The following is a 14092-nucleotide window of genomic DNA, read 5'->3' on the forward strand; positions in this document are numbered from 1 at the left end:
GCGGGAAAATAGTCCCCGCCCCGCACGCCGCGATTGAGCACCCCACGAGAGGTCGGCAGAGTTCCGCCATGGTCGCGCACGCCCCGATTCCCTTCGCTCGCCGCACCGCTCACGCGGTCGCCCTCGCCGCCCTCCTCGCGGCGGCGCCCGGCCTGTCGGCGCCGGCTCTGGCCGCGCCGGACGAGACCCGGCTCGCCGCCCTCGACGGGCGCGCCGGGCTCGACGCGGGTCCGCTCCCGGCTGCGAGCGCGCCGGCGGAGGAGCGCGTCCCCTCACCGCTCGACGCGATGCCGACCTACCCGGTCCCCGCCGACGCGCCGCAGGCCTCGCCGCCGCGCACGGGCTCGCTCGGGCCCATCGCCCTGCCGCCGACCATCGGCGCGGAGGCGCTCGTCGGCCCCATGCTGATCGGGCGGCTCGGCGCCATCGAGGGCGATCTCGGCCTCGAGTACGGGGCGGACGACGTCGCCGGGCTTCGCGCCTTCTACGCGGCGCGGGCGCACGCCCCCGCCTGGATCGCGCCTGCCGCCGACGGCCTCGGCTGGAGCGAGGCGGCGCTCGCGCTCGCGCACGTCCTCGCCGCCGCGGGAGACGAGGGGCTCGACCCCGCCGCCTATCCGCTCCCGCCGCTGCCCGCCGGCCCCGCCTTCGACCCGGCGGCGGCCGCGCAGGCGGACATCGCCTTCTCCGCCGTCCTCGTGCGCTACGCGCAGGACGCGCGCGGCGGGCGGCTCGAGCCGACGCGGCTGCACGAGCTGATCACGCCGACCCTCGACATTCCCGGGGCGGAGGCGATCCTGTCCGGCCTCGCCGATGCCGCGGACCCGGCCGTCGCGCTCGCCGATCACAACCCGCCCCACGAGGGCTATCGGCGCCTGCGCACGGCGCTCGCCGAGCTGCGCGCGGCCGAGACCGCGCCCGAGCCCATGGTCGCCGTCCCGCCGGGCCCGGTCCTGCGCCCCGGTGCGCGGGACGCTCGCGTGCCGCTGCTGCGCGCGCGCTTCGGCATGGAGGCGCCGCAGGCGGAGGCGGAGGCGCGCGTCTACGACGTGGCCCTCGCCGGCGCGGTGGAGGACTTCCAGCGCGAGCACGGCCTCGTCGTCGACGGCATCGTGGGCAACCAGACCATCGCGGCGCTCGCCTCCGTCGACCCGGCGCGGCGCGAGGGCGACCTCCTCGCCAACATGGAGCGCTGGCGCTGGCTGCCGCGCGACCTCGGCGAGAAGGCGATCTTCGTCAACGTGCCGGGCTATCGCCTCGAGGTCCTCGACGGCGGCGCGATCGTCCACGAGACCCGCGTCGTCGTCGGCAAGCCGGGGCAGGAGACGCCGATCTTCTCCGACGAGATGGAATACGTCGTCGTCTCGCCGACCTGGACGATCCCGCCCTCGATCATGCGCAACGAGATCCTGCCCGGCCTGCGCGCCGATCCGAATTACGCCGCCGCGCGGGGCTACGAGGTGATCCGGAACGGCTCGACGATCACGGTGCGCCAGCCGCCGGGGCCGCGCAATGCGCTGGGGCACATCAAGTTCATGTTCCCCAACGGCCACCACGTCTACCTGCACGACACGCCGAGCCGGGGCCTGTTCGACACGATCCGCCGCGCCTATTCCCACGGCTGCGTGCGCGTGGAGAACCCCTTCGCCCTGGCGGACCTGCTGCTGGCCGAGCAGGGCTGGCCGGAGGCGCGGCTGCGCGCCCTCGTCGGCCCGCGGGAACGCTACGTCCATCTCGACGAGCACGTGCCGGTCCACCTCGCCTACTTCACGCTGGAGGTCGAGGACGACGGGCGCATCGTGCCCCACGAGGACATCTACGGCTTCGACCGGCTGACGCGGGAGGCGCTGGGGCTCGACCCGTGAGGGATCCGGTGGCCGCCGGAACCGTGGCGCGAAAGACACGCACGCGGCGAAATCGTGACGAGAACCGCGTCGGCGCGCCTCCGAGGCCGCATCGGCGCCTCATTCCGAACTCAAGCCGGCCCCTCGACCGGCAGGGCCGGGAGCGGGCGTCGCGCCTCCTCGTGCGACGTGGTTCACGGGCTCTTAACGGTTTCGTTCGAATGCTGCGGATCTGGCACTTTCCATGATCCGCCCCGACACGCCGCGGTCCCCCGAACCGCCGAATGAGAGAGACGAGACGCTCTTGACCGTTCAGCGCCCCTCCCGGATCCGTCGAGGCCTGTCGAAGGGTCTTTTCGCGACCAGCCTGTCCCGTGGCTTCACCCGCGGGCTGGCCTGCCTCCTCCTCGCCACCGGCCTGACCGTCGCCGGCACGTCGGGCACGCAGGACGCCATCGCCAACGGCGACACGCGCACGCTCTCCATCCGCCAGATGCACACCGGCGAGCGCCTCAGCGTCACCTTCAAGCGCAACGGCCGCTACGACCGCCAGGCGCTCGACCAGCTCGACTGGATCCTGCGAGACTGGCGTCGCGACGAGAAGCGCGACATGGACCCGCGCCTCTACGACGCGCTGTGGGAGGTACATCGCCAATCCGGCTCGCAGCAGCCGCTCCACGTCGTCTCCGGCTACCGCTCGCCGCGCACCAACGAGATGCTGCGCTCGCGCTCGAGCGCGGTGGCGCAATCGAGCCAGCACATCCAGGGGCGGGCGACCGACTTCTACCTGCCCGACGTCCCGTCCTCACGGCTGCGCACCATCGGCATGCGCCTGCAGCGCGGCGGCGTCGGCTTCTACCCGCGGGCGAACACGCCCTTCGTCCATATCGACGTCGGCTCGGTGCGGCACTGGCCGCGCATGACCCGCGGGCAGCTGGCCTCGCTCTTCCCCGACGGCCGCACGGTCCACCTCCCTTCGGACGGGCGCCCGCTGTCGGGCTACGACGAGGCGCGCCGCCAGATCCTCGCGGCCGGCGGCATCGTCGGCGGCGAGCAGGGCACCGCGGTCGCACGCGGCGGCGGCGAGCGGCGCAGCCTGTGGGCGGCGCTCTTCGGCGGCGGCGACGAGGGGGAGGCCGCGGGCGACGAGGCCTATGCCGCGCTTCCCGCCGAGGTCTCCGAGATCGATCAGCGCTACGCCCTGTTCCGGAGCGCGCCCGCCGCGCAGCCGGCGCCCGCGCCCGAGCCGGCACCCCAGCCGGTGCGCGCGGCGGCACCCGCGCCGGCGCCCGCTCCCGTCGTTGCTCCGGTGGCGGCGCCTCCCGCTCCTGTCGCGGCCCCTGTCCCGCCGGCGCCGGTCGCGATCGCTGCCGTGGCGCCGACCTTGCCGATCCCCTCCATCCTGCCGCCGTCGCGCCCCGCCACTGTTGCGAGCGCGTCCCCGGCCGATCGCACGCAGATCGCGGCTCTCGCCGAAGCCGCGTCCGCGGACCCGGCATCACCGGCCACGGACACCGCGGCCGCGGAGAGCGCCGCCGCGCCGACCGTCCTCGCCGCGCTTCCGACGCCGCGGCCGGCCGCCTTCGGCGGCGCCGGCACGGTCGCCGCGACGCCCTCCGCGGATACCGCGAGCGATGGCCCGCGCCTCGTCTGGAACGCGGGTCCCGTCGGGACGTCCGGCGCCGACGAGACCGCCGCGCCGGAGGCGCCGACCGTCGAGGTCGCGCTCGCTCCGCTGCCGCCGCCGCGCTTCGATCGCGCGCCGACCCTCGTCGCCGCGGCGGAGCCCGCCGCGATCCAGCCGCCGGCGACGGCGAGCGCCTTCGCGCCGGTCCCGCCGGCGCGCGCCGCGGACGCGGCCTTCGCCGCGCTCCGTGGCACCGTGCCGCAAACCGCTCCCCAAACCGCCGCTCCGCAGACCGCCCCCGTCGCCACCGCGAGCACGCCCCGCGCTCCCGCGCCGCCCGCGGCCGTCGCGGCCCTGCCGGAGCGCGAGCGCACCGCGCTGCGCGCCCTCTTCGCCGATCGCAGCCTCGCGCCGGCGGACGCGCGTCCCGCCGCGGCGCCGGTGCACGTCGCCTCGGCACGGGTGGCGCAGAGCGGCCCGAGCGGCCTCGTCGCCATCCCCGCCGCCGGCGTGGCGCAGGGCTTCTCGCGCGCCCGCGACGGGAGCCTGCCGACGTCCGGCTTCGCGCTCGGCCCCGCCGTCCGCCGGATCGCCACCGCGCCCTGAGCGCGGCGGCTCCGACCGACACGCACCCTGCCGCAACGATGTGCAAGTCGTTGCCCGACGATTGTGCAACTGTGTTGGCAGAACCTTAGGATATTCATGTTCCCCTGGGACATATCCCTTGGAGGACCGGAATGTCCGTACGCTCTCTCGGCCTGGCCGTCTGCCTCGCCGTTTCCGTCCTGCTCGCGCTGGCCCTCGGCCTCGTCCTGCACACGAACCTGCGCGCCATCGAGGACGCGCGCCAGATCGAGGCGGTGGCCGCCATTCGCGTCGACCTCGGCGCGGCGAGCACCGCGCTGTCCGCCGAGCGCGCCCTGGCGCAGGTGGCGCTGACGCTTCGCAACCCCATCGACGAGCCCGGCGCCGCCGCCATCGCGGAGCAGCGCCCGGGTGTCGACGCCGCCCTCGACACGCTCGGCGCGTCCATCGCCGCGGCCGACGCGCTCCCGGGGCGCGCCGCGCTGGCCGCGGAGATCGAGACGGTGCGCGCGCGGCTCGCGGCGTTGCGCGCCGGCGTCGACGCGGACGCGCCGCTCAGCGCCTTCCGCCGCTCGGATGCGGCGCCCACCATCGTGCCGGCCTACGACGCCCTCACGCGCTCGCTCTTCGATCTCGGCGCCCTCGCCGAGCCGTCGGGGGCGACGATCCCCTCCGTCGTGGCGCACGGCCTCGCGCTCCAGCGGCTCGGCTGGGAGGCGCGCGAATACGCGAGCCGGGACCGCACCGTGCTCCTGATCGGCGCCATCGCCAAGTGGCCGCTCGACGCGGTGACCGTGCAGGCGACGCAGGCGCAGTACGACCGCGCCGCCGAGACCGGCATCGCCATCGCCCGCCTCGCCGCCCATCCCGAGACCAGCGCGGCCCAGGCGGCCGCCGCCGAGGCGGTGGCGACGGCGCTCTTCACGGATTACGCGGCTTTGCGCACCGAGATGCTCGCCGAAGCCGGGAGCGGCACCTTCCCGCTCGAGGCGGACGCCTTCCTCGCCCGCTCGGACGCCCTCATCGACACCGCCGCCGCGCTCTCGGAAGCGGGCGCCGCCGGTGCGCTCGACGCGGCGCGAGCGTTGGCCGCGCAGGCGAGCCGCAACGCGCTCCTCGCGGGCGTGGGGCTCGGCGTCGGCCTCGTGGCGCTCGGCGTCCTCCTGTGGTTCATACTGCTGCGGGTCTCGCGTCGGCTCGACGCCATCGCCGGCCTCCTGCAGCGCCTCGCCGCCGGCGACCTCGGGGTCGACGCACGGCGCTACGCCGGGCGCGACGAGATCGGGCGCCTCGCGGACGCGCTCGAGATCTTCCGAGCCAATGCCGAGGAGATGGAGCGCCTGCGCGCGGCGCAGGACGCCGATCGCGCCGAGGCCGAGGCCACTCGCCGGCGCACGCTCGAGGAGATCGCCGCGACGCTCGAGGAGACGATCGACGCCGCCGCCGCGCGCCTCGTCGCCGCGGCCGGGCAGGCGGAGACCGCGTCCGGCGCGCTGGCGAGCTCGGTCGGCATCACGGCGGAGCGCTCCGCCTCGGCGGCGCGCCAGACCGGCGAGAGCCGAAGCGTCATGACCGGCGTCGCGGCGGCGACGGAGGAGCTCACCGCCTCGCTGTCGGAGGTCACGAGCCGCGTGCGGCGCGCCGCGAGCGTGTCGGCGGAAGCGTCCAGGAGCGCCGAGCGCACCGGCGCCACCGTCGCCGAGCTCGCCGACGCCGCCGGGCGAATCGAGGGCGTGCTCCAGCTCATCGCCGAGATCGCCGAGCAGACGAACCTGCTCGCGCTCAACGCCACGATCGAGGCCGCCCGCGCCGGCGAGGCCGGACGCGGGTTCGCGGTGGTCGCCGCCGAGGTGAAGTCGCTCGCCGGCCAGACCGCCAAGGCGACGGAGGAGATCTCCGCGCGCATCGCCGCCATGCAGGAGATGGCGGGGCGCGCCGTGGCGGCGGTCGACGAGATCGGCGGCGTCATCCGGGAGATCGACGCGATTTCCATCGCCATCGCCGGCGCCGTCGAGCAGCAGGGCGGCGCCACCGCCGAGATCGCCGAGCGCATCGCGGCCGCGGCGGCGCGCACGGACGGCGTCGCCCGCGACGTCGACGACCTCTCTCGCGTCGCCGAGGAGGCCGGCGGCGCGGCGCGCACCTCGCGCGAGGCGACGGGTGCGGTGCGGGAGCAGGCGGACGGCCTCGCCGGCCACGTCGCCGATTTCGTGGCGCGCCTGCGCGCCGCCTGAGGCGCCCCCGGCCGCTCGGCCGGGCGCCGTCACCCATTCGGAGCGACCTCGCGAGCGGCGGCCCCCGGCCCGCCGCTCGCGTCGTCTCGGGTGCATGAACCGCTGCTTTCCCGGCCCTCGCACACGTCTCGGGGGCGTTCTGCGTTTCTTGCGTGAACACGGATTTGTGATCGACCTGTGAGGATCGCGCGCAGAGCGCCGATTCGGGAACGAGCTCTTATCGTCCGCCTAAACCGCTATTCTCAAAGCATTCCTGCCTGTCGCGCTTCCCGTGTGGATTCCGGGCGCGGCTCACGACTCGCCTTCGTTACTTGCATGAACGCAAGTTGGTGAGTGCGATCCGAGCCGTAGCAATTCGGCGTCTCGTACCGAAATCCAGGTCATCGGACGGGCCGAGCAGCCCGCCCCCTCAGACAGGAGACACCCATCATGAAGACCCTTCGCACGCTCTCGGTCGCCGCCCTCGCCGTCGTGCTGGCCGGCCCCGCCTTCGCCGCCGCCTCCGAGGTGACGCTCTACGACGCGCCCCAGCAGCAGGACGGCTTCTTCCAGGCGCAGCGCGGCGCGCCGGCCGACGTGAACGTCACCGGCTCGCTCGCCGCCCCGGGCGTCACCGCCTCGGGCGAGACGCCCTTCTGGGCCGCTCACGAGGCGGTTCGCCTGAACGCCCAGGATCACAACTGAGCCGACGATCGCCGAGCGGGCGCGCCGCCCCTCGCACGTTCCTGAAACCAAATCGCCCGGGCCCGCGAACCTCCACTCCAACGGCCCCCCGACGAACACACGAAGACATCGGAGAATTCAGATGAAGACCTTCAACCGCACCCTCGCCGCCGCCGCCCTCGCGCTCGTCGCCGCCGGGCCGGCCACCGCCGCCGTCTCCGACGCGATCACGGTCTACGATCAGCCCCAGCAGCAGGACGGCTTCTTCCAGCAGCAGCGCGGCGTCCTCCCGGACGTCTCGGCGACGGGCTCCATCGGCGCCTCGACTAGCGCGCCGGCCTACGAGGCCCCCGTCTCCTCGGGCACGCCCTTCTGGGCCGCCCACGAGGCGATCCGCCTCAACGCCCAGAACACGAACTGAGCGGGTCCCCGCGAGGAGAGGCCACGCGCCTCTCCTCGCCGATCCGGCAGACCTCCCGACCCTGAACCCGCCCCCGAGACCGACCTCCCCCTCGACGACACGCCCCCACAGGAGACACCCATCATGAAGACCCTTCGCACCCTCTCGATCGCCGCCCTCGCCGTCGCGCTGGCCGGCCCCGCCTTCGCCGCCGCCTCCGAGGTGACGCTCTACGACGCGCCCCAGCAGAAGGACGCGTTCTTCCAGACCCAGCGTGGCGCTCCCGTCGACGTCGACGTCACGGGCTCCCTCGCGACCCCGACCGTCGGCGGCGCCGAGTCGAGCGAGATGCCGTTCTGGGCCGCCCACGAGCGCGTTCGCGTCATGGCCGAAGACAACGGCTGACGACGACGGCTGAAGACGACGGCCGAGCGCGTCGCGCGACCCGCATATTTCACCGGATCGCGGCTTTTCCCCCTGGGCCGCGATGACGAGGGAGCCTGCCGGACGCATGTCCGGCGGGCTTCTTCGCGTTCGGGGTCGGGCGATGTCAGGAGATCCCGTCGTCCGGCGCGCGCAGGGTCTCGTCGGCGGCGCGCTGGGCGAGGAGCGCCCAGATCGTGGCGACCGGCCAGCCGAGGATCGTCGCCTGCAGCAGGAGCGCCCCGACCGCGGCGCCCCAGCGCTCCATCATGGCGAGAGCGACGCAAGGCAGGACGAGGGCGACGACGAAAGCGAGCATGGCGGGGCTCCGGGGGCGAGCGGCGACAGCAGCCACGAGCCTAGCAGAGCCTCCCGCGTCGCCTATCGGGACGAGCCCCGATGCGGGCGCCGCCGCGCGGCATCGGCGTGCCGGCTCAGCGCACGCGCTCGACCCCGACGAAGCGTCCGACCACCCGCGCCCCGTCCTCGCCGAAGCCGACGACCTCGTAGCGCTCGGCCGCGACGCCCGGCACCTCCATGCCCGGCGAGCCGATCGGCATGCCCGGGACGGACAGGCCGGCGACGTCCGGGCGCTGGGCGAGCAGCTCCTCGACCGCCGCCGCCGGGACGTGGCCCTCGATGACGTAGCCGTCGATCTCGGCCGTGTGGCAGGAGGCGAGGTCGCGCGGCACGCCGAGGCGCGCCTTCACCTCGTCCATCAACGAGGTCTCGCGCACCTCCACGCGAAAGCCCGCCGCCTCCATGTGCTCCGCCCAGGCGGTGCAGCAGCCGCAGAAGGGGTCCTTGTGGACGATCATGGTGCCGTGCGTGCCCTCGGCGGCCGAGGCGGGCGTGCCGAGGAATGCGCCCGAGAGCGCGCTCGTGAGGGCGAGGGCGGCGAGGAAGGCGCGGCGGGTGTGCATGATCTCGTCTCGTCTGCGTGCGTGGCGTCGTCTGCGAAGAGTAGGCGCCGCCCCGGAGCCCTACAAGCCGCGAGCGGCGAGGCGCCGCGGGCGATCGCGCGCCCTCGCTCGTCCCGGGCTGGCGATCGCGCCCGGAACGGTTCTGCGGCGGGAGTCATTGCCCCTGCGACAGGAGGTGCCGCCCCATGCACGAGAACTCGAAGCACATGGCGCTGGGCGCGCTCCCCCGGCTGACGGCCGAAAATTACGCACGCGCCGGCGCGGGCGAGGCGACCGGTCCCGTCGCCGGCCAGACCAGGGAGTGAGACCACGATGTCCTATTGGCGCTTCGCCGCGATGATCGCGACCTCCACGGTCGTGATGTACGGCCTGATGTACCTGAACACCTACGCGTGGGAGCAGATCTTCTGGTCGGAGACCCGGTTCTGGATGGCGCTGCTCATGGGCGCGACCATGGCGATCATCATGCTCGGCTACATGACGAGCATGTACAAGAGCCGCGCGATCAACCTCGGCATCTTCGCCGGATCGATCGCGATGTTCGCGCTCTCGCTGTGGCTCGTACGCAGCCAGACGACGGTGGACGACCAGGACTACATGCGCGCGATGATCCCCCACCATTCCATCGCGATCCTCACATCCGAGCGCGCGCAGATCACCGACCCGCGGGTGCGCAAGCTCGCCGACGAGATCATCGCGGCGCAGGAGAAGGAGATCTCCGAGATGCGCTACCTGATCGAGGACCTGGAGGAGCGTGACTGATGCGCCGTCTCACTTTCGCCACCGCCCTCGCCGTCTCGACGGGCCTGCTCGCCGCCTGCTCCGATGCGCAGGCGCCCGACGATCTCCTCGACCCGGCTCGCGGAGACGCGGCGGCGCGGATCGTTCCCGCCGAGGAAGCCCTCGACGGCGTGCACCTGCCGCCGCTCGACCCCTCGACGATGACCTGGGCCGAGATCGACGTCGCAATCGACGCGCCGACGATCTGCGTCTTCCGCTACACGAGCACGAGCCGCCCCGTCGTTGCAACCGGCTTCGGCGCGGACGATCGGCCGATGCGGGCCGTCGTCAAGCTCGCGGGCGATCTCGTCCTCCTCGACGCGCAAGCCGGCGAGACCGCGGCCGCGTACCGGCTCGCGGCGGGGGACGTCACGGTGGTCGTCTCCCCGCTCGCCGGCGAGGACGCACTGGCCGAGATGACCTTCGCGGTCGGCGAAACGCTGCATGCCGGCTATCGCGGCTACCACGAATGCGCCGCCCCGGGCAGCTGAGGCGGCGTGCGCGCGCCGCTCGCGCTCACTCGAAGATCGGCCGGATCTCGCCGACGCAGGCGGCGTCGAGCGTCTCCTCCGGCGCGTCGATGAAGTTCGCCGCCATCACCCGCGCGCAGCCGAGCGCGCCGAGGAGATCGTGCGCCTGGCCGCGGAACGTCAGGAGCTGCGCGTTCTCGAGCCCCGCGGCGATGCCGTGCGCCCACGCCGTCGGCGTCAGCGGGTCGGCGTCGCCGGTGAGGATCAGCGTCGGGATCGTGCTCTCCACCGGCTCCGCCGGCGCGGTAGCCGCGGGGACGTCCCAGGCGGAGCAGGCCTCATCGTAGACGTCGCCCGGCGTGCCGCCCACGAACCAGGTGCCGTCCCCGACGGCGCGCGCGAGCGCCTCGGCGTCGGCGAAGGGCGTATCCTCGCGGCAACGCACCGAGAGATGGAGACCGACCGCGAGACCGTCGAAGAGCGACTCGTCCCCGGCGTCGAAGATCTCCGCGAGCTCGCGATCGGAGAGCGACACGCGCCCGCGCAGAGCAGCGTCGAGCGCGGCGATCGCCCGCGGCAGGGTGCGGGCCGAAGGGATCGTCGCGAGCTTGCCGGCGACCATGGCGACGACGTCCGCCCAGACGATCTCGGTCGTGACCGGCGCGCCCGTGCCGGGGTCGCGGAAGCTCGCCTGCAGCGGCGCCTCGTCGAGCCGCGCGCGGATGCGCGCGAGGCGCTCGCCGAGATCGCCGTAGGTCTCGGCGCAGGCGGGATCGGCGGCGCAAGCCGACACGAGCGCCTCGACGAGCCGCACCCGCTCGGTGGCGAGGTCGGAATTATGATCGGGGCTCACCGACAAAGGCGAGTTCAGGACGACGGAGCGGATGCCTTGCGGATCGACGCGCATGGCCTCGAGCGCGAGGCGCGCGCCGTAGGAGGTGCCCACCAGGTTCCAGCGCGGCAGGTCGAGCGCCGAGCGGATCGCGGCGAGATCGAGGGCGGCGGCGCGCGTGTCGAAGGCGGCGACGTCGATGCCCTCGCGCACCATCGCCTCGCGGCAGCCGGCGAGGCGCGCGCCGATGTCGTCGGGCTCCGCGAGGCCGGGATCGTTGAAGCGGTTGCCGTCGATCGCGGCGACCGGGATCTCGGAACAGCCCAGGCGCGGCAGCGAGCGGCCGGTGCCGCGCTGATCGACGAGGATGACGCTGCGCGTGCGGCGGAACGCGAGGGCGGGCCCCCAGGTCTCGATGGCGTCCGACGCCGCCTGCCCCGGGCCGCCGGAGAGGACGACGACGGGGTTCGGCTCGCCGTTGCCGGTCGGGTTCGAGAGCACGGTCAGATGCACGGCGATGCGCGGCGTGCCCTCCGGCACGCGCCCGTTCGCGTCGACGGCGTCCCAGGACATCGGCAGCCAGGCGAGGAGGCACAGGGCCGGATCGTCAGGCGGCGAGAAGACCGTGCAGGGCACGCGCACGATCCCGACCTCGGCGGGATCGATCACGGGCTGCGCGGCGGCCGGCAGGCAGAATGCCAGCAGAGAGGCGAGCGCGAGCGCGCTCCGGCGGGTCCTCCGTGAAATCATCCCCATCCCCCGATGTCCCTGTCACGTCGCCGCGATTGCTACCGGCGGGCGGCCCACGAGGCCAGTCTCGGGGTACGCGTGCCGCGTCACGCGCCGCTTCGCGTTAGCGCACGGGGCCGCGGAAAGCGCTTGCGCGCCCGCGCGTTTCGTGCACGAAATGTTCTCATGACGAAACGCTCCGGCAGCGCCGATCTCCCGCTCCACGGCGGCCGCGTCCCCCGCTGGCTCGGGGAGCGCATGACCGCGCTCGGCGCCGTGATGACGGAGGCGATCGTCCTCGAATACGGCCGCGACGAGTTCCTGCGCCGCCTCGCGCACCCGTTCTGGTTCCAGAGCTTCGGCGCCGTGATGGGGATGGACTGGCACTCCTCGGGCATCACGACGAGCGTGCTCGGGGCGCTGAAGCGCGGGCTCGGGCCGAAGGCGGCGGAGCTCGGCATCCATGTCTGCGGCGGGCGCGGGCGGCATTCGCGGGCGACGCCGGGCGAGCTCCTGGCGGTGGGGGAGCGCGTCGGGATCGACGGGGGCGCGCTGGCGACGGCGAGCCGGCTCGTGGCGAAGGTCGATTCCGCCGCGGTCCAGGACGGTTTCGAGCTCTACCTGCACGGCTTCGTCGTCACCGACGACGGCAAATGGGCCGTGATCCAGCAGGGCATGAACGGCGAGCGCCGGCAGGCGCGGCGGTATCACTGGCTCTCCGAGGGGCTCTCCAGCTTCGTCGACAGCCCGCACGCGGCGGTGGACGGGCCGGGAGCCGGCACGATCGTGAACCTCGCCGACCGCCGCGCCGACGCATCCCGTGCGGGCCAGCTCGACCTCCTCACGGCGCTCGGACCGGACGGGATCGTCGCGGAATACGCGAAGCTCGACGCCGTGCGCGAGGGCGCGCCGGCGCCACGGCCGCGCGAGGAGGCCCAGCCCCTCCTGCCGCATCTGGTCATGCCCGCGCACGAGGAGGTGCGCGCCGAGAACGTGGTGGCCCGCCGCCTCCACGGCGCGCTCGCGGCTGCGGCGGAGCGCAGCCCCGTGGACTTCCCCGACCTCCTGCTGACGCCGGGCGTCGGCGCGCGCACGGTCCTCTCGCTCGCCATGGTGGCGGAGGTGGTGCACGGCGCGCCCTGCCGCTTCACCGATCCCGCGCGCTTCTCGCTCGCCCACGGCGGCAAGGACAGGAACCCCTTCCCCGTCCCGACCGCCGTCTACGACCGCACCATCGCCGTGATGAAGTCCGCCGTGCGCCGCGCCAAGCTCGGCGCCCGCGAGGAGATGGACGCGATCCGCCGCCTCGACGCCCAGGCCCGCCGGCTGGAAGCGCACGCGACCGGGCCCTCGGTGGACGCGTTCATGGCCGGAGAGAAGGCGCGCTCGCACGGATACGGCGGACGCAGCGTGTTCGGCTGGGAGGAGGCGCCGAGGGAGACGCGGGGGGAGACGCGGGCGGTCGAGGGATCGTGAAGGAGGGGCGGGTTCGATCAGGCCGGCTCGCGCGTTAGCTGCGCTCACGACAGCCCAGAGCGCACCGAGCGATGCTCGACCTTCGACAGGAGCCCTCCATGCCCGACACCAACCCCACCGACCGCGTCCTCCTCATCACCGGCGCGTCCACCGGCATCGGCGCCGCAACGGCGCGCGCTGCGGCGCAGGCCGGGTGGCGCGTGGCGCTCGCCGCGCGCTCGGCCGACAAGCTGGAGGCGCTCGTGCGCGAGATCGGGCCCGAGCGCGCCGCCGCGTTCCGCTGCGACGTCACCGATTACGAGGATCAGGAGCGGCTCGCCGCCGCCGTCGTGGAGCGGTTCGGACGAATAGATGCGGCCTTCGCCAATGCGGGCGTCGGCGGCGAGCCCGGCGGCTTCTCGGGGGCGCCGCCGGAGAGCTGGCGGCGGATCGTCGAGGTGAACATCCTGGGCGTCGCCCACACGCTGCGCGCGACGCTCCACCACGTGAAGGCCGCGCGCGGGCACGTGCTGATCACCGGCTCCATCGCCGGCCGCAAGACGCTTCCCGGCTCCATGTACGCGGCGAGCAAGTGGGCCGTCACCGCCATCGGCTACAACCTGCGCGAGGAGCTCGCGGGCACCGGCGTGCGCGTCACGCTGATCGAGCCGGGCATGGTCGACACGCCCTTCTTCGACGAAGCCAAGCCCGACGCGCTGCGCCCCGACGACATCGCGCGGGCCGTCGTCTACGCCCTCTCCCAGCCCCCGGGCGTCGACGTCTCCGAGCTCGTCATCCTGCCGGTGGAGAAGGCGGCGGGGTGAACGCCCTCACGCCCCGCTCACGCCATGCCGAGCGCCTGCATGTAGAGCTCGAGGATCGCCTCCTCCTCCTGGCGCTCGGAGGCGTCCTTCTTGCGGATCTTGAGGATCTGGCGCACGGCCTTGGCGTCGAAGCCGCGGCCTTTCAGCTCGGCGAAGACGTCCTTGATGTCGGACTGGATGCCGGCCTTCTCCTCCTCGAGCCGCTCGATGCGCTCGATGAACTGGCGCAGCTCGTCGGCGGCTACCCCGGAATCGGCGACGTCGGCGACCATGGCGATGTCCTCTCGTGATGACGGCAAGCGA

14 protein-coding genes are annotated in these 14092 nt (G+C 74.0%); 10 read left to right on the forward strand and 4 right to left on the reverse strand.

The genetic code is table 11. The features are described from left to right. Nucleotides 1–68 precede the first annotated feature (68 nt). The 6 genes from IEX89_RS05115 (at nt 69) to IEX89_RS05140 (ending at nt 7758) form a co-directional block, all read left to right on the forward strand. Entirely contained in the window at nt 69–1865 is a 1797-nt protein-coding gene (locus IEX89_RS05115; RefSeq protein WP_188910316.1) for a L,D-transpeptidase family protein, read from the forward strand. Nucleotides 1866–2148: 283 nt separating this feature from the next. Then, complete coding sequence (locus tag IEX89_RS05120) at nt 2149–4077, forward strand: peptidoglycan L,D-endopeptidase MepK (protein ID WP_188910318.1); 1929 nt, start codon at nt 2149–2151, stop codon at nt 4075–4077. 131 nt (nt 4078–4208) lie between these two features. Further along, the gene (locus IEX89_RS05125) at nt 4209–6290 is read left to right on the forward strand and encodes a methyl-accepting chemotaxis protein (protein ID WP_188910321.1); all 2082 of its coding nucleotides are present in this window, start codon (nt 4209–4211) and stop codon (nt 6288–6290) included. 429 nt (nt 6291–6719) lie between these two features. Beyond that, on the forward strand, nt 6720–6974 hold the full coding sequence (locus IEX89_RS05130; protein WP_188910323.1) for a hypothetical protein: 255 nt from the start codon (nt 6720–6722) through the stop codon (nt 6972–6974). 121 nt (nt 6975–7095) lie between these two features. Next, on the forward strand, nt 7096–7374 hold the full coding sequence (locus IEX89_RS05135; protein ID WP_188910325.1) for a hypothetical protein: 279 nt from the start codon (nt 7096–7098) through the stop codon (nt 7372–7374). A 123-nt stretch (nt 7375–7497) separates the two neighbouring features. Continuing rightward, nucleotides 7498–7758: a hypothetical protein gene (locus IEX89_RS05140; protein ID WP_188910326.1), complete on the forward strand. Its 261-nt coding sequence runs from the start codon at nt 7498–7500 to the stop codon at nt 7756–7758. A 145-nt stretch (nt 7759–7903) separates the two neighbouring features. Here IEX89_RS05140 and IEX89_RS05145 read toward each other — a convergent pair whose 3' ends face one another. Next, nucleotides 7904–8095 (reverse strand): YqaE/Pmp3 family membrane protein, encoded by a 192-nt coding sequence (locus IEX89_RS05145; protein WP_188910328.1) that lies wholly within the window; start codon nt 8093–8095, stop codon nt 7904–7906. Between the two features lie 115 nt (nt 8096–8210). Further along, nucleotides 8211–8699 carry a DUF411 domain-containing protein gene (locus IEX89_RS05150; protein ID WP_188910330.1) on the reverse strand — a complete coding sequence of 163 codons (489 nt, stop codon included), beginning with the start codon at nt 8697–8699 and terminating at the stop codon, nt 8211–8213. Between the two features lie 312 nt (nt 8700–9011). Between IEX89_RS05150 and IEX89_RS05155 the strand changes: the two genes are divergently transcribed. Then, entirely contained in the window at nt 9012–9461 is a 450-nt protein-coding gene (locus tag IEX89_RS05155; RefSeq protein ID WP_188910332.1) for a DUF305 domain-containing protein, read from the forward strand. Then, a complete protein-coding gene (locus IEX89_RS05160) occupies nt 9461–9970 on the forward strand; it encodes a DUF6692 family protein (protein ID WP_188910334.1) in 510 nt (169 codons plus the stop codon). The genes IEX89_RS05155 and IEX89_RS05160 overlap by 1 nt, the downstream gene beginning before the upstream one ends. Nucleotides 9971–9995: 25 nt before the next feature. On the opposite strand, the gene IEX89_RS05165 is transcribed toward IEX89_RS05160, so the two are convergent. Continuing rightward, nucleotides 9996–11531 (reverse strand): alpha/beta fold hydrolase, encoded by a 1536-nt coding sequence (locus tag IEX89_RS05165; protein WP_188910336.1) that lies wholly within the window; start codon nt 11529–11531, stop codon nt 9996–9998. 165 nt (nt 11532–11696) lie between these two features. Between IEX89_RS05165 and IEX89_RS05170 the strand changes: the two genes are divergently transcribed. Next, nucleotides 11697–12986, forward strand: a complete 1290-nt coding sequence (locus IEX89_RS05170; protein WP_188910338.1) for a DUF763 domain-containing protein — start codon at nt 11697–11699, stop codon at nt 12984–12986. Between the two features lie 98 nt (nt 12987–13084). Further along, nucleotides 13085–13789 (forward strand): SDR family oxidoreductase, encoded by a 705-nt coding sequence (locus IEX89_RS05175; protein WP_188910340.1) that lies wholly within the window; start codon nt 13085–13087, stop codon nt 13787–13789. Between the two features lie 17 nt (nt 13790–13806). Here the strand turns inward: IEX89_RS05175 and IEX89_RS05180 are convergent, their stop codons facing one another. After that, complete coding sequence (locus IEX89_RS05180) at nt 13807–14061, reverse strand: DUF2312 domain-containing protein (protein ID WP_188910342.1); 255 nt, start codon at nt 14059–14061, stop codon at nt 13807–13809. Nucleotides 14062–14092 lie beyond the last annotated feature (31 nt).

Source organism: Salinarimonas ramus, assembly GCF_014645695.1.
GTDB lineage: Bacteria > Pseudomonadota > Alphaproteobacteria > Rhizobiales > Beijerinckiaceae > Salinarimonas > Salinarimonas ramus.